The sequence below is a fragment of the Enterobacter asburiae genome (assembly GCF_001521715.1).
Lineage (GTDB): Bacteria > Pseudomonadota > Gammaproteobacteria > Enterobacterales > Enterobacteriaceae > Enterobacter > Enterobacter asburiae.
The window spans coordinates 317,479-331,281 of record NZ_CP011863.1 but is presented as its reverse complement, the minus strand read 5'-3'; the positions used below and the strand labels follow the sequence as shown (position 1 = coordinate 331,281).

The window sequence follows — 13,803 nt, the reverse complement described above, 5'->3', positions numbered from 1 at the left end:
AACATGCATCTAACACTGGAGGAATCAATGAGTTATACAGAAAAGGATCCGCAGAACGAAAACGGCCCAAAAGTTCCTTTAAGTGATAATCAAAAAGGAACCACTTTTAGCGACAGGTTGCGGAAAGCGATAGACGGCAAGAGCATCCGTCAATTTGCGGCTGATTGCGGAATTAGTTATGGGGCGATGCATAAGTACTTTGCTGGCCACACACAACCGACACTGGACAACTTAGTTGTGCTGGCCCGTACAGCTGGAGTGAGTATCGAATGGCTTGCTACGGGTGAGCAGAGCAGTACTGGTACCAATTTAATTTCAAGGCCAGCAACTCCACCAAGTACAGCCATAAATGATGTGCATGGAAATGAAGTTGATTTAGAAGAGTTCATTTTTGTGCCGCGCTATAACGTGACTGCGTCTGCGGGCTACGGTGCTTGGAATGATGATGAAACGCCTATGTTCACGGTATCATTTAGACGTTATTGGGTGGTTAATCATTTAAAGGCTGATCCCAAACAGCTGTCTGTTATCAGCGTGCAAGGCGACTCGATGGAAGGCGTCCTGAACGACAAAGATATCATCCTTGTAAATCATGGTGATCGGGAACCTAGAGAGGGAATCTATGTATTGCGACTCGATGGACAATTAATCGTAAAACGAGTGCAGCGCTTGCCAGGAGCACAACTCATTGTTACGAGCACAAACCCGGTTTACAAGCCGTTCAACATTGACCTTAACAATGTCCCATCGGATTTTTGTATTGTTGGCAAAGTGGTCTGGTATGGGCGGGTCATTTAACAGTTTTTAAAACATGTTTAATACCGATCTCATTGCTCTCAAACCAGTGCAAAAGTTAGCGCATTATTTCTCATAATCTATCATTTTCTGTCGAGCTGTGCGGAATCCTCACCGCGCCTCGCAACCCCCGTCATTCATGACCTCAGCGCCTTTCTTCCCCCACATAACCACCATGCAGAAACGATCACCTCCCCACACATTGATGAAATTTTCCCGGAACGTCAGATCAGCTTCAGCAGTTACAATATGTTTACCACCGCATCCCTGATCGGCAGCAGCGACATGCTGTGCGTTATGCCATCACGCCTGTACAGCCTGCTACAAAAATGCTGGCCGCTGGAAAGCATCCCGCTCAGTCAGCTTAATGCGGAATCTATCGAGATTTCACTGCATTACAACAAGCTGAGTTTGCGCGATCCGGTCCTGGAAAACGTCATCCGCATTATCCGTCAGGCCTTCTGACAGGTTTAGCCAGCACAAGTCCCTGCAACCCGCAGGGCAAAAGGCACAAAACAACAACTATTTTACAAATTGGCGATCTGGCAGGCTGCTTTAACGACCGTTTCAATGATATACTGCCTGTCGTTCGTTCAAAAATAGTTGATAAATACGACATTCCCTTGAATTGAAACGCTTTCCTTCGATATTCGCAACTGGAACACGCACGCTATGAGTAAACCCATTGTGATGGAACGCGGTGTTAAATACCGCGATGCCGATAAAATGGCCCTTATCCCGGTTAAAAACGTGGCTACAGAGCGCGAGGCGCTGTTAAGAAAACCGGAATGGATGAAAATCAAACTTCCGGCCGACTCTTCGCGTATCCAGGGGATCAAAGCGGCGATGCGCAAGAATGGCCTTCACTCCGTCTGTGAAGAAGCCTCTTGCCCGAACCTTGCTGAATGTTTCAATCACGGTACCGCGACGTTTATGATTCTGGGTGCTATCTGCACCCGCCGCTGCCCGTTCTGCGATGTTGCTCATGGCCGTCCAGTCGCGCCTGATGCTAACGAACCCCAGAAACTGGCGCAGACCATCGCCGACATGGCGCTGCGTTATGTGGTTATCACGTCAGTTGACCGTGACGACCTGCGTGACGGCGGTGCTCAGCACTTCGCCGACTGCATTACGGCCATTCGCGAGAAAAGCCCTAACATTAAAATCGAGACGCTGGTCCCTGACTTCCGCGGCCGTATGGACCGCGCGCTGGATATCCTGACCGCAACGCCGCCAGATGTGTTTAACCACAACCTGGAGAACGTGCCGCGTCTTTACCGTCAGGTCCGTCCTGGCGCTGACTATAACTGGTCCCTGAAACTGCTGGAGCGTTTCAAAGAAGCGCATCCGCATATTCCGACCAAGTCTGGTCTGATGGTGGGCCTGGGTGAAACCAATGATGAAATCATCGAGGTGATGCGCGATCTTCGCCGCCACGGTGTGACCATGTTGACCCTGGGACAATATCTGCAGCCAAGCCGCCACCACCTGCCGGTACAGCGCTACGTGAGCCCGGACGAATTCGATGAAATGAAAGCCGAAGCGATGGCGATGGGCTTTACCCATGCTGCCTGCGGCCCATTCGTTCGCTCCTCATACCATGCCGATATGCAGGCTAAAGGCGAAGAAGTTAAATAATGCTGTAATATTCATTTACAGTAATACAAAAAAACCGGCCTCTTGAGCCGGTTTTTTTTCGCAAGCCCTCAGGCGTTGCTGTCACTCTTTGTGAGAAAGCTTGTCTGCCGGGACGTCATCCTCGGCGCTTTTCTTCGCCGCTGCATCATCATCGTTCATCGCTTTCTTAAAGCCTTTGATGGCAGCCCCCAGGTCACCACCCAGCGTGCGTAACTTCTTGGTACCAAACAGCAGGACGACCAGTGCGGCAACCACCAGCAGTTTGGTAATACTAATCTCACCCATAGATACCTTCTTTACTTAAAACAGGCTGCATTCAGCGCCAAAACCTGACTGTATTAACGGTCATTTAGCGCGTGCACACAATAGCAATCTGTAACAAGGTGAATCAAGCATTGTTGAAAAAAACATCACAATAATTGCGGTGGCGCAAACCGACGATTGCGAAGAACGGGTAATTGCTGACGCGCAAGCGCAATTCTCTCTAAGTTTATCTCCGCCACCAGCAAATGCGGGGCTTCAGCGGCGGCGGCGATCGTCACCCCCAGCGGATCAACCACCCTGCTTTGCCCGATGTTTTTCGTGCCACATTCCCCTGCGGCAACGACATAGCAGGTTGTATCCAGCGCGCGCGCCGCAAGTAGCGTTGCCCAGTGGTGCTCTTTTAACGGCCCTCTGACCCACGCGGCAGGCAGCACCAGTACGTCCGCCCCCTGTAGCGCCAGATGCAGCGCCAGCTCGGGGAAACGCAGGTCATAGCACGTCATCAGCCCGATCTTAAATCCGTCAATCTCCAGCAGCGGGGGGATACCGTCTCCGGGGTCAACGCGACGCGACTCCTGAATGCTGAACGCATCATAGAGATGAAGCTTGGCGTAGCGTGCGACGATGGTCCCGTTACGAATCGCCACCAGCGTATTGACTGCCCGACCCGGCGTTGAGGGTATATGGATCGTTAAAATCGTCGTCATCGTATTGCCCGCGCTCTGGGCAAGCAGCAGCTGCAAAAATTCGCCGTCCAGCGGCTGCGCGGACTTCACGGATAAATCCGGGTCATTATCATCCCTGGCCAGCAGCGCCTCGGGGAGAACCAGCAGCGACGCGCCTTTCTGCCGGGCCTGCATCATCAGTTCGACGCACGTGAGCGCATTTTCACGCCAGTCAGGCGTGACCACAAATTGCCCTACCGCTACATACATATTTGTCCCCTCATCATAAACGGCGTTAAACTCGCTACTCTTACACATCAAATAGCAGGTATTTAGCGTGTTACAACTACTTTTAGCCGTTTTTATTGGTGGGGGAACGGGTAGCGTTGCGCGATGGTTTCTGAGTATGCGGTTTAACCCCCTGCATCAGGCGATTCCTATGGGGACACTTGCCGCAAACCTGATTGGCGCCTTTATCATCGGCATGGGGCTGGCCTGGTTTAACCGAATGACGCACATCGACCCAATGTGGAAGGTATTGATTACCACCGGATTCTGCGGTGGATTAACCACCTTCTCAACCTTTTCTGCGGAAACGGTATTTCTCTTTCAGGAAGGCCGTATCGGCTGGGCGCTGATGAATATGGCGATCAATATGTTCGGCTCGTTTGCGATGACGGGGATCGCATTTTGGCTATTTTCTTCCGCAAGCGCGCATTAACAGCCGAACCGTTAATGTTGGCTTAATTTTTCTCTGTCACTCTGGATGCAGTACTGAACGAGGGTGACAGAATGAAACAGAGTCTGATGAGCGCAGGAATGGTGTTGTTGAGCGTGCTGATCGTAGCCAGCTTCCTGAAAATGTATCTGCTTGGCTGATTCAAAACGAAAAAAACCCGCTCAGTGAGCGGGTTTTGAAATTCTTGCTGACGCGTCTGAATTACAGAGCGATTACGTTAGCAGCAGAAGGGCCTTTGGCACCGTTAGTGATTTCGAACTCTACACGCTGACCTTCAGCCAGAGTTTTGAAACCATTAGACTGGATTGCAGAGAAGTGTACGAACACGTCTTTGCTGCCATCTTCAGGAGTAATGAAACCGAATCCTTTGGACTCATTAAACCACTTAACGTTACCTTTAATCTTAGACATCAAAATTACCTTTACATTAAAAAACGACACAAATGCTATGTCGGTTATCAGTACATCAATTGTGGGACCTTTTGTCCAGCGGATCTTTGATAAAAAGTGACTAAAGTCGCGTTAATTTTCACTGACAGATTTTTATCGCTTATGAATCAACACCTGCGAGTTTTATCACCAGCATGTAACGTTTTGTCAGTTAAAACTGAAAACGCATCCAGGCGAAGTAAACGTTACCGTTGTTGTACGTACCCGGGATGTAGGTCATCTGGAACGTTGCGGGACCATAGCCAATTGAGGCTAAAGGCAGCAGGACCGGGATCGGAATGTAGTTCCAGTTGTCACGTGCAGTGACCCCGGCGGTATAGCCCAAACCGACGTGGAAGTTCTCGTCCGATAGCGGACGCCAGGTTTTCTCCCAACCATACCCCCCAATCGGCTCCCATTTATTAAACGAGTCTTTGGTAATGACTCCAAATTATTGATAGTGTTTTATGTTCAGATAATGCCCGATGACTTTATCATGCAGCTCCACCGATTTTGAGAACGACAGCGACTTCCGTCCCAGCCGTGCCAGGTGCTGCCTCAGATTCAGGTTATGCCGCTCAATTCGCTGCGTATATCGCTTGCTGATTACGTGCAGCTTTCCCTTCAGGCGGGATTCATACAGCGGCCAGCCATCCGTCATCCATATCACCACGTCAAAGGGTGACAGCAGGCTCATAAGACGCCCCAGCGTCGCCATAGTGCGTTCACCGAATACGTGCGCAACAACCGTCTTCCGGAGCCTGTCATACGCGTAAAACAGCCAGCGCTGGCGCGATTTAGCCCCGACGTAGCCCCACTGTTCGTCCATTTCCGCGCAGACGATGACGTCACTGCCCGGCTGTATGCGCGAGGTTACCGACTGCGGCCTGAGTTTTTTAAGTGACGTAAAATCGTGTTGAGGCCAACGCCCATAATGCGGGCGGTTGCCCGGCATCCAACGCCATTCATGGCCATATCAATGATTTTCTGGTGCGTACCGGGTTGAGAGGCGGTGTATGTGAACTGTAACTGCCATGTTTTACGGCAGTGAGAGCAGAGATAGCGCTGATGTCCGGCAGTACTTTTACCGTTACGCACCACCCCGTCAGTAGCTGAACAGGAGGGACAGCTGATAGAAACAGAAGCCACTGGAGCACCTCAAAAACACCATCATACACTAAATCAGTAAGTTGGCAGCATCACCCGAGTCTTTGAAGGCCATCAGATAGATGCCATGCCAGTTTCCCTTTTCATCCCAGCGCGACTGGCCAAAACCCGCGCCCCACGGACGCTCGTTGTATTTATCGGTTTTCTCTTTGTCATAAGCAAAACGCGCATGCCACGTTATTGCCGGAACATAGAGATCGTAATGTTCAGGTGCCGTCCAGGTCTGGGAAACATTATCCGTAAAGGTGGAGAACCAGCCTTTATCCGCCGCGTTGCCTTCTGCCTGTGCAACAGAAGAAAACGTTAACTGCCCAAAAATAAACAACAAAATAGAGAAAAATGTATTACGTACGATCACAATGCAATTACCATTCTTAGTATTCGAGGCAAAGTTTACCATAAAATAGTTGAATCAAGGCTTAACGGCATCGGCGTTATTCCTAATTATTCGGGCTTTTTCCGGGAATATTCTTAAAGAAAGTGAGAGATACGTGCAAATAAGCCCACAAGGGGTGTGACTTTTTCCATTAAGCCTTGTTAATCAGTGACATGCAAAACAACACAAAACATTAACAATTTGTTATCATTAAAGGGAAGTGTTGCGCTATTTCTGACGGTCAAGGGCCGCATGACATAAATGTATGGGCCATGGCAAAAACACGGTTTTTCAGTTCTCTAGTCGTCTGTTTATTGATTTTAATCAGCAAGAACAGGCCAATTATTCGGCACATTTTCATCCTTCTTTTTTTTATTGATTTTTTGTGCTCCATAGCAGCAGAGATACAGGGGAAATCATGCTTACGTTATTCGAACTCCTTATTGGAGTCGTCGTCATTGTCGGCGTCGCACGCTACATCATTAAAGGCTACTCGGCCACGGGCGTATTATTTGTCGGCGGTTTAACGCTGCTGATTATCAGCGCAATAATGGGGCACCAGGTGTTACCTGCCAGCGCGACCAGCACCGGTTACACTGCTACAGATATCGTTGAATACATTAAAATATTGCTCATGAGCCGCGGCGGTGACCTGGGTATGATGATCATGATGCTGTGCGGTTTTGCAGCCTACATGACCCACATCGGCGCCAACGACATGGTCGTTAAGCTTGCCTCCAAACCCCTGCAATACATCAACTCGCCGTACCTGCTGATGGTCGCGGCCTATTTCCTCGCCTGCCTCATGTCGCTGGCCGTTTCGTCAGCTACCGGACTTGGCGTACTGCTCATGGCGACGCTGTTCCCGGTCATGGTGAATGTCGGCATCAGCCGTGGCGCGGCCGCGGCAATTTGCGCGTCTCCGGCAGCGATTATTCTCTCCCCGACCTCCGGTGACGTTGTGCTGGCGGCAAAGGCGGCGGAGATGTCTCTCATCGACTTCGCCTTTAAAACCACGTTACCGATCTCGATTGTTGCCATCGTGGGCATGGGGATCGCGCATTTCTTCTGGCAGCGCTATCTCGATAAGAAAGAAAACATCAGCCATGAAATGATGGACGTGAGTGAAATCACCACGACCGCTCCTGCGTTCTATGCCATTCTGCCGTTCACCCCGATCGTCGGAGTGCTGATTTTTGACGGCAAATGGGGTCCACAGCTGCACATCATCACCATTCTGGTCATCTGTATGCTGCTGGCCGCCGTGCTGGAGTTTGTGCGCGGTTTTAACACGCAAAAAGTCTTCTCGGGTCTGGAAGTTGCGTATCGCGGTATGGCGGATGCCTTCGCTGGCGTGGTGATCCTGCTGGTTGCCGCGGGCGTTTTTGCCCAGGGTCTGAGCACGATCGGCTTTATCCAGAGCCTGATTTCTATCGCCACCTCATTCGGCTCGGCCAGTATTATCCTGATGCTGGTCCTGGTGGTGCTCACCATGCTTGCGGCGATGACCACCGGTTCCGGTAATGCGCCTTTCTACGCTTTCGTTGAGATGATCCCGAAACTGGCTCACTCCTCCGGTATTAACCCGGCCTACCTTTCCATTCCCATGCTGCAGGCGTCAAACCTCGGCCGTACCATTTCGCCGGTATCGGGTGTGGTTGTCGCCGTTGCCGGGATGGCGAAAATCTCGCCATTCGAAGTCGTCAAACGCACTTCAGTGCCCGTTATAGTTGGCCTGATTATCGTGATTATCGCCACGGAAGTGCTGGTACCCGGCGCGGCCTAAGCTAAATTATGGATATCCAAAAAGCGCCTCCGGGCGCTTTTTGTGCTTTAATAACTTCCAGAAATAAATCGTGCTCATTCGATCAGGAAATCATATGTTCAGGAAGGATATCGTCATCCCGTCTGGCGCAATGGCGCTTTCTCTCTGTCTCTTCTCCGCACAGGCGGAACCGCTGAAGGCAACACAGTATGGCGATTTCGATCGCTATGTGCTGGCTCTGTCCTGGCAAACCGGGTTTTGCCAGAGCATGGTCGAGCGTAACCGCAATGAACCTGACGAATGTCGCCTGCAAAAAGAGCGCGATAATAAAGCCGATTTTCTGACCGTCCACGGTCTATGGCCTGGCCTGCCAAAATCTATTGCCGCACGCGGCGTGGATGAACGTCGATGGATGCGTTTTGGCTGCGCCACCCGCCCCATTCCGAACATGCCGGAAGTGAAGGCCAGCCGCAAATGCGATGCCGCCGAAACCGGACTCTCGCTTTCCGCTGCCGCTAAGCTCAACGACGTCATGCCGGGTGCGGGCGGTAATTCCTGCCTGGAACGTTACGAATATGCCAAACATGGCGTCTGCTTTGGTTTCGATCCAGATGCCTATTTCGGCACGATGGTGCGGATGAATCAGGAAGTTAAAAACAGCGCGGTCGGTAAATTCCTCGCCGATAACTACGGGAAAACCGTCAATCGCAGCGACTTTGACAGTGCCGTTGCCAAAAGCTGGGGCAAGGAGAACATCAAAGCGATCAAGCTGACCTGCAACGGCAATCCGGCGTATCTGACCGAGATGCAGATTTCGCTTAAGGCGGACACCATTAACAACCCGCTTTCATCGGCGTCATTTGCACCGCAGCCACATCCGGGTAACTGCGGAAAACAGTTCGTGATTGATAAAGCCGGTTACTGATCCGCGCCCGGGCGCACCATATCAAACCGGTTTTCATCACTGATGCCATAATACGCCGTCGGCCCACCCGCACGCAGGATGGGCTGCGCTTTAGCCGTCTGGTATATCCCCTCTTCCAGCAGCGTTTCGGCAATATGGATACCGACCACCTCCCCCAGCACCAGCCACGTATCGACCGGCGTGCCGTCGGCACCGGTAAGCTGAATGCACTGCGACAGGCGGCACTCAAAGTTCACCGGGCTTTCGGCGACGCGGGGCGCATTGACCAGTTGGCTCGCCGCTGGCGTTAGCCCGGCAAAGCTAAATTCATCCCGGTCGTGGGGAAGCATTGCTGAGGTTTGGTTCATCGCCTGCGCGAGATCGCGCGTCGCCAGGTTCCAGACAAATTCCTTTGTTTCGGTAATATTACGCACGCTGTCCTTCCAGCCGTTGCTGGAAAAGCCGATGATCGGCGGGCGATAGTTAAAGCAGTTAAAGAAGCTATACGGTGCGAGGTTGAGCTGACCGGCCTTATCGCATGAGGAGATCCAGCCGATCGGACGTGGACCAATAATGGCGTTCAGCGGATCGTGCGGCAGGCCGTGACCCTGAGACGGTTGGTAGAAATACATAATTCTCTCTCGTTGGTGGGCTGACGCGAATTGCGCTTCGCGCAACGCCCGGGTTCAGGACACTCAGCGTAACGTATTCTGCCCGGAATGAAGACTGAATAAATTTCAGCGAAAATTCATATGGACCATGAATGTGACCTTCATCACTTCAAACTTGCGCGCTCAGCCAGTATCATCGGGAGAGTTAAACCCTCGCTGCCAGACGGCGAGGGTTTTCTTTTGGATTGGTTTCTGCGTTACGCGCAGCATTAACGACATGGAGTAAAAATGTCCAGACCTACAATTATCATCAACGAGCTCGACGCAGAACGTATCGACAGGCTGCTGGAAAAAGCAGAGTTTGCCTCACTTCCCGTGGCCGACGCCCTGAATGAGGAGCTCGACCGGGCGCAGATGTGCACGCCTGAGACGATGCCGCATGACGTGGTCACCATGAACAGCCAGGTAAAATTCCGCAACCTCACCACCGGTGAAGAGCTGACCCGCACGCTGGTTTATCCGGCTCAGATGACCGACAGCAGCGCCCAGCTTTCTGTTCTTGCGCCTGTAGGTGCCGCACTGCTGGGCCTGCGCACGGGCGATACCATCCACTGGGAATTGCCGGGCGGCGCCTCTGCCCATCTTGAAGTGCTGGCGTTGCTCTACCAGCCAGAAGCCGCGGGCGATTACCTGCGTTAACCACTTCTGAACAAGCGCCCACCCGCTTTGCACAGAGGATGCAGCCGCATCCTCTTTCCGTAAATTCACCCCATTTTCTTATATCGCGCAAAAAGCCCTTAATCCACGCTTAATCTGTTTTGGTGCCGTGGGGACGGTCATGAGTGAGATACTGGCTATCACACTTATTTTTCTGATTATTGCGGCGATTATCGTCATGGCCGTGCTTTATCTTGAACGCCACAGCTAGGCGAGTATTTATGCAACCCCACCGGGGAAAGCATTCACCAGGCCCTTAACTTTCTGCTCTGCGGCCTCGGGCGTTTCTGCACCAGGGACCAGAATCACCTTCCGGCACTCCTCCTCCCGTTTTTCGAATACCTTATAGGCGCGTTCCGCATCAGCAAGGGGAAGATAATGGGTCACGATCTCTTCCGGCGTAAGCAGCCCCTTTTCGATCAGCGGTAGCAGCTCGCCCAGCCAGGCATGGACGTGCGTCTGGCCCATCTTAAACGTCAGCCCCTTATCAAAGGCATCGCCAAACAGGAAGCCATGAATAAACCCGGCGTACACGCCGGGTACGCTAACCACGCCACCGCGTCGAACGGCAGCAATGCACTGCCGCAGCGCTTTGCCGCTGCTACCTTCAATTTTAAGATTGCTGAGGATCGTTTCGGTGGTGCTGCCTTTCGCTTCAAACCCTACCGCATCAATCACGGCGTCAACGCCGCGCTGGCCAGCGGTTTGCTCGATGATTTTTTCCGCTGCGTCGTTATCATCATCAAAGTTGATGGGGATTGCGCCGTAACGCGCCTCGGCAAATCGCAAACGGTACGGGTGGTGATCGATAACAAAGATCTGCTCAGCCCCTAACAGCCGCGCGCAGGCAATAGTCAGTAGCCCCACCGGCCCGGCGCCGAAAACCGCAACGCTTGAGCCTTTTTCAATCTGCGCATTTTTTGCCGCCTGCCAGGCCGTGGGCAAAATATCGGAAAGGAACAGCGCCTTATCATCGGAGAGGAGTTGCGGGACCTTAAACGGCCCGACGTTGCCTTTTGGCACGCGGACATATTCTGCTTGTCCCCCCGGCACGCCGCCGTAGAGATGGCTGTAGCCAAAGAGCGCGGCCGGCGCGGGAATTTGCTTTTTGTTCAGCGCGGCGCCCTGACCGGCATTGGTATTCTCACAGGCCGCGTATTGCTGCATACGGCAGAAGAAACAGTCTCCGCAGGCAATGACAAAGGGGATCACCACGCGATCGCCTTTTTGCAAATTCTTCACCTCTGCGCCGCACTCGACGATTTCCCCCATAAATTCATGGCCAAAAATGTCGCCGTGCTGCACCTTCGGGATCTTTCCGCGATAGAGATGCAAATCGGAGCCGCAGATCGCCGTGGCCGTGACGCGCAGAATGATATCGTCGGGCTGTTCGATAATGGGATCGGGGACATTCTCGACGCGAACATGGTGCGGACCGTGATACGTAAGTGCTTTCATGCGACCTCCGAAAGGTTCCAGGTAAGTGTATAAGGGTAGCTACCCCTCAAGGGCTGCCCCGGAATATGGGCCTTTTGAGATTTATCCTGGCGAGATAAGAAAACTGACGGGGCGCTTACAGAAACCACTAATATTTTATGGTTAAATGAGTTCAGCGTTTATAAACAAGGAGAAACGGGTATGTATCAGAGAATTATTATGCCGGTTGATGTTTTTGAGATGGAGCTGAGCGACAAGGCCGTACGCCATGCGGAGTTCCTGGCGCAGCAGGACGGTGTCATCCATCTTTTGCACGTACTGCCGGGCTCCGCCAGCCTGAGCCTGCACCGCTTTGCCGCCGACGTGCGTCGCTTCGAGGAGCATTTGCAGCATGAAGCGGAAACTCGCCTGCAAACCATGGTCAGCCACTTCAGCATCGACCCTTCACGGATCAAAACGCACGTCAGATTCGGCAGCGTACGCGATGCGGTAAACGAACTGGCGAACGAGCTGAAAGCAGACGTGGTGGTCATCGGTTCGCGCAACCCTTCCATTACCACGCATCTGCTGGGCTCTAACGCCTCCAGCGTGATCCGCCACACCCACATACCGGTGATGGTCGTAAGATAAAAAAAGAGGCCACCTTTCGGTGGCCTCTCGCTATTGCAGGTGTAGCCTTACTTTCTTCTATTATGCGGTTTTGGTGCGAATCAGATAGTCAAACGAACTCAGAGACGCCTTCGCCCCTTCGCCCGTGGCGATGATGATCTGTTTGTACGGCACGGTGGTGCAGTCGCCCGCCGCAAATACGCCTTTCACGCTGGTTTCACATTTCGCATCGATGATGATTTCGCCCATGCGGTTGCGCTCAATCGCGCCTTCCAGCCAGGTGGTGTTTGGCAGCAGACCAATCTGCACGAAGATCCCTGACAGCTGAACGCTGTGCACGTCGCCGCTCACGCGGTCGCGGTATTCCAGTCCGGTCACTTTGCTGCCGTCGCCCTTCACTTCCGTGGTCTGCGCGTTCAGTACGATGTCGACGTTTTTCAGGCTGCGAACTTTATCCTGCAGAACCTGGTCGGCCTTCATCTCTGGAGCGAACTCCAGAAGGGTAACGTGCTCAACAATCCCCGCCAGGTCGATAGCCGCTTCCACGCCGGAGTTACCGCCGCCGATCACCGCCACGCGTTTACCTTTAAACAGCGGGCCGTCGCAGTGCGGACAGTAGGTCACGCCTTTGGTACGGTACTGATCTTCGCCCGGAACGTTCATGTTGCGCCATTTCGCACCGGTGGCAATGATGATGCTGCGCGCTTTCAGCACCGCGCCGGACGCGGTTTCAATCTGGTGTAAACCACCCTCGACCGCTGCCGGAACCAGCTTGCTGGCGCTCTGGCTGTCGATCACGTCTACGTCATAGTCGCTGACGTGCGCCTTCAGCGCCCCCGCAAGCTTCTGGCCTTCGGTCTTCGGCACGGAAATGTAGTTTTCGATGTCCACGGTATCGAGCACCTGGCCGCCAAAGCGTTCGCCCATCAGGCCGGTACGAATACCTTTACGCGCGGAGTACACCGCTGCCGCCGCGCCCGCAGGGCCGGAACCGACGATCAGCACGTCGTAGGCATCGCGTTTGTTCAGCTCTTCCGCCGCACGTTTTTCAGCACCGGTATCCACTTTGGCTACGATTTCGGTCAGCGTCATACGGCCCTGGCCGAACTCTTTGCCGTTCATGTAGACCGCCGGAACGCCCATCACGTTGCGATCGGTGATTTCATTCTGGAAGGTACCGCCGTCAATCGCCGTGTGCTTGATGCGCGGGTTCAGGACCGACATCAGGTTCAGCGCCTGCACCACGTCCGGGCAGTTGTGGCAGGAGAGCGAGTAATAGGTTTCAAATTCGAAATCACCGTCGATATCGCGGATCTGCTCCAGCAGCGCCTGCGCTTCTTTTGACGGGTGACCACCGGTCCACAGCAGCGCCAGCACCAGTGAGGTAAATTCGTGACCCAGCGGAGAACCGGCAAAGCGCGGTCCCCGATCGGATCCTGGGTTGGTAATCAGGAAGGAGGGCTTACGGACCGGCAGCGCGTTGTCTTCTTTGAAGGTCACTTTCGGCGACAGCTCGGCGATCTCCGCCAGCAGTTCCTTGATCTCTGCCGATTTGGCGCTGTCGTCAAGCGTAGCAATCAGCTCAACGGGTTTGGTCAGTTTCTCAAGGTAGGCCTTGAGCTGGGTTTTCATATTAGTGTCGAGCATTGTTCTTCCCTCTCTTAAGACGTCATCATGCAAGCTGCCT

General features: G+C 53.0%; 15 protein-coding genes and 3 pseudogenes. 9 read left to right on the top strand and 9 right to left on the bottom strand.

Annotated features, from left to right (window positions below):
• The first annotated feature begins 27 nt into the window (after positions 1–27).
• The 3 genes and pseudogenes from ACJ69_RS01585 (at position 28) to lipA (ending at position 2,433) form a co-directional block, all read left to right on the top strand.
• The gene (locus ACJ69_RS01585) at positions 28–798 is read left to right on the top strand and encodes an XRE family transcriptional regulator (RefSeq protein ID WP_023311691.1); all 771 of its coding nucleotides are present in this window, start codon (positions 28–30) and stop codon (positions 796–798) included.
• 198 nt (positions 799–996) lie between these two features.
• Positions 997–1,260: pseudogene (locus ACJ69_RS01580) on the top strand (YbeF family transcriptional regulator); the annotation flags it as partial.
• A 207-nt stretch (positions 1,261–1,467) separates the two neighbouring features.
• The gene (gene lipA, locus ACJ69_RS01575; RefSeq protein ID WP_013097595.1) at positions 1,468–2,433 is read left to right on the top strand and encodes a lipoyl synthase; all 966 of its coding nucleotides are present in this window, start codon (positions 1,468–1,470) and stop codon (positions 2,431–2,433) included.
• An 81-nt stretch (positions 2,434–2,514) separates the two neighbouring features.
• On the opposite strand, the gene tatE is transcribed toward lipA, so the two are convergent.
• Both tatE and ACJ69_RS01565 read right to left on the bottom strand, forming a co-directional pair.
• Positions 2,515–2,718: a twin-arginine translocase subunit TatE gene (tatE, locus tag ACJ69_RS01570; protein WP_023310742.1), complete on the bottom strand. Its 204-nt coding sequence runs from the start codon at positions 2,716–2,718 to the stop codon at positions 2,515–2,517.
• Between the two features lie 125 nt (positions 2,719–2,843).
• Positions 2,844–3,632 carry a deaminated glutathione amidase gene (locus ACJ69_RS01565; RefSeq protein ID WP_054829981.1) on the bottom strand — a complete coding sequence of 263 codons (789 nt, stop codon included), beginning with the start codon at positions 3,630–3,632 and terminating at the stop codon, positions 2,844–2,846.
• A 67-nt stretch (positions 3,633–3,699) separates the two neighbouring features.
• On the opposite strand from ACJ69_RS01565, the gene crcB reads away from it, so the two are divergent.
• Complete coding sequence (gene crcB / locus ACJ69_RS01560) at positions 3,700–4,083, top strand: fluoride efflux transporter CrcB (protein WP_023310740.1); 384 nt, start codon at positions 3,700–3,702, stop codon at positions 4,081–4,083.
• 219 nt (positions 4,084–4,302) lie between these two features.
• On the opposite strand, the gene cspE is transcribed toward crcB, so the two are convergent.
• The 4 genes and pseudogenes from cspE to pagP (ACJ69_RS01540) form a co-directional block, all read right to left on the bottom strand.
• Positions 4,303–4,512: a transcription antiterminator/RNA stability regulator CspE gene (gene cspE, locus ACJ69_RS01555; protein WP_002439184.1), complete on the bottom strand. Its 210-nt coding sequence runs from the start codon at positions 4,510–4,512 to the stop codon at positions 4,303–4,305.
• A 190-nt stretch (positions 4,513–4,702) separates the two neighbouring features.
• Positions 4,703–4,966 (bottom strand): annotated as a pseudogene (gene pagP / locus ACJ69_RS01550) (lipid IV(A) palmitoyltransferase PagP); the annotation flags it as partial.
• Between the two features lie 15 nt (positions 4,967–4,981).
• Positions 4,982–5,679, bottom strand: a protein-coding gene (locus ACJ69_RS01545) for an IS1-like element IS1A family transposase (RefSeq protein WP_103215986.1) whose coding sequence is annotated in 2 segments (ribosomal slippage) — positions 4,982–5,430 and positions 5,430–5,679 — 699 coding nt in all. Because the reading frame shifts where the segments join, the coding sequence is not laid out codon by codon here.
• A 55-nt stretch (positions 5,680–5,734) separates the two neighbouring features.
• A pseudogene (gene pagP / locus ACJ69_RS01540) lies at positions 5,735–6,097 on the bottom strand (lipid IV(A) palmitoyltransferase PagP); the annotation flags it as partial.
• Positions 6,098–6,491: 394 nt separating this feature from the next.
• On the opposite strand from pagP (ACJ69_RS01540), the gene dcuC reads away from it, so the two are divergent.
• Complete coding sequence (gene dcuC / locus ACJ69_RS01535; RefSeq protein WP_023310737.1) at positions 6,492–7,859, top strand: anaerobic C4-dicarboxylate transporter DcuC; 1,368 nt, start codon at positions 6,492–6,494, stop codon at positions 7,857–7,859.
• Positions 7,860–7,953: 94 nt separating this feature from the next.
• Entirely contained in the window at positions 7,954–8,763 is an 810-nt protein-coding gene (rna, locus tag ACJ69_RS01530; RefSeq protein ID WP_054830252.1) for a ribonuclease I, read from the top strand.
• On the opposite strand, the gene ACJ69_RS01525 is transcribed toward rna, so the two are convergent.
• Positions 8,757–9,374, bottom strand: coding sequence for a flavin reductase family protein (locus tag ACJ69_RS01525; RefSeq protein ID WP_023310735.1), 618 nt, complete (start codon positions 9,372–9,374; stop codon positions 8,757–8,759). The two genes, rna and ACJ69_RS01525, sit on opposite strands and share 7 nt — an antisense overlap.
• A 267-nt stretch (positions 9,375–9,641) precedes the next feature.
• On the opposite strand from ACJ69_RS01525, the gene rnk reads away from it, so the two are divergent.
• Positions 9,642–10,052 carry a nucleoside diphosphate kinase regulator gene (rnk, locus tag ACJ69_RS01520; protein ID WP_023310734.1) on the top strand — a complete coding sequence of 137 codons (411 nt, stop codon included), beginning with the start codon at positions 9,642–9,644 and terminating at the stop codon, positions 10,050–10,052.
• A 139-nt stretch (positions 10,053–10,191) separates the two neighbouring features.
• The gene (gene yldA / locus ACJ69_RS25900; protein ID WP_274518173.1) at positions 10,192–10,281 is read left to right on the top strand and encodes a small membrane protein YldA; all 90 of its coding nucleotides are present in this window, start codon (positions 10,192–10,194) and stop codon (positions 10,279–10,281) included.
• Positions 10,282–10,289: 8 nt separating this feature from the next.
• On the opposite strand, the gene ACJ69_RS01515 is transcribed toward yldA, so the two are convergent.
• Positions 10,290–11,528 carry a zinc-dependent alcohol dehydrogenase gene (locus ACJ69_RS01515; RefSeq protein ID WP_054830253.1) on the bottom strand — a complete coding sequence of 413 codons (1,239 nt, stop codon included), beginning with the start codon at positions 11,526–11,528 and terminating at the stop codon, positions 10,290–10,292.
• Positions 11,529–11,708: 180 nt separating this feature from the next.
• Between ACJ69_RS01515 and uspG the strand changes: the two genes are divergently transcribed.
• Positions 11,709–12,137: a universal stress protein UspG gene (gene uspG / locus ACJ69_RS01510; protein WP_023310731.1), complete on the top strand. Its 429-nt coding sequence runs from the start codon at positions 11,709–11,711 to the stop codon at positions 12,135–12,137.
• Positions 12,138–12,197: 60 nt separating this feature from the next.
• On the opposite strand, the gene ahpF is transcribed toward uspG, so the two are convergent.
• Positions 12,198–13,763, bottom strand: coding sequence for an alkyl hydroperoxide reductase subunit F (ahpF, locus tag ACJ69_RS01505; protein WP_047648423.1), 1,566 nt, complete (start codon positions 13,761–13,763; stop codon positions 12,198–12,200).
• Positions 13,764–13,803 lie beyond the last annotated feature (40 nt).

Coding starts and splice junctions, on each gene's coding strand:
- ACJ69_RS01585 (WP_023311691.1), top strand. CDS start 28: ATGAGTTATACAGAAAAGGATCCGCAGAACGAAAACGGCCCAAAAGTT.
- lipA (WP_013097595.1), top strand. CDS start 1,468: ATGAGTAAACCCATTGTGATGGAACGCGGTGTTAAATACCGCGATGCC.
- tatE (WP_023310742.1), bottom strand. CDS start 2,718: ATGGGTGAGATTAGTATTACCAAACTGCTGGTGGTTGCCGCACTGGTC.
- ACJ69_RS01565 (WP_054829981.1), bottom strand. CDS start 3,632: ATGTATGTAGCGGTAGGGCAATTTGTGGTCACGCCTGACTGGCGTGAA.
- cspE (WP_002439184.1), bottom strand. CDS start 4,512: ATGTCTAAGATTAAAGGTAACGTTAAGTGGTTTAATGAGTCCAAAGGA.
- dcuC (WP_023310737.1), top strand. CDS start 6,492: ATGCTTACGTTATTCGAACTCCTTATTGGAGTCGTCGTCATTGTCGGC.
- rna (WP_054830252.1), top strand. CDS start 7,954: ATGTTCAGGAAGGATATCGTCATCCCGTCTGGCGCAATGGCGCTTTCT.
- ACJ69_RS01525 (WP_023310735.1), bottom strand. CDS start 9,374: ATGTATTTCTACCAACCGTCTCAGGGTCACGGCCTGCCGCACGATCCG.
- rnk (WP_023310734.1), top strand. CDS start 9,642: ATGTCCAGACCTACAATTATCATCAACGAGCTCGACGCAGAACGTATC.
- yldA (WP_274518173.1), top strand. CDS start 10,192: ATGAGTGAGATACTGGCTATCACACTTATTTTTCTGATTATTGCGGCG.
- ACJ69_RS01515 (WP_054830253.1), bottom strand. CDS start 11,528: ATGAAAGCACTTACGTATCACGGTCCGCACCATGTTCGCGTCGAGAAT.
- uspG (WP_023310731.1), top strand. CDS start 11,709: ATGTATCAGAGAATTATTATGCCGGTTGATGTTTTTGAGATGGAGCTG.
- ahpF (WP_047648423.1), bottom strand. CDS start 13,763: ATGCTCGACACTAATATGAAAACCCAGCTCAAGGCCTACCTTGAGAAA.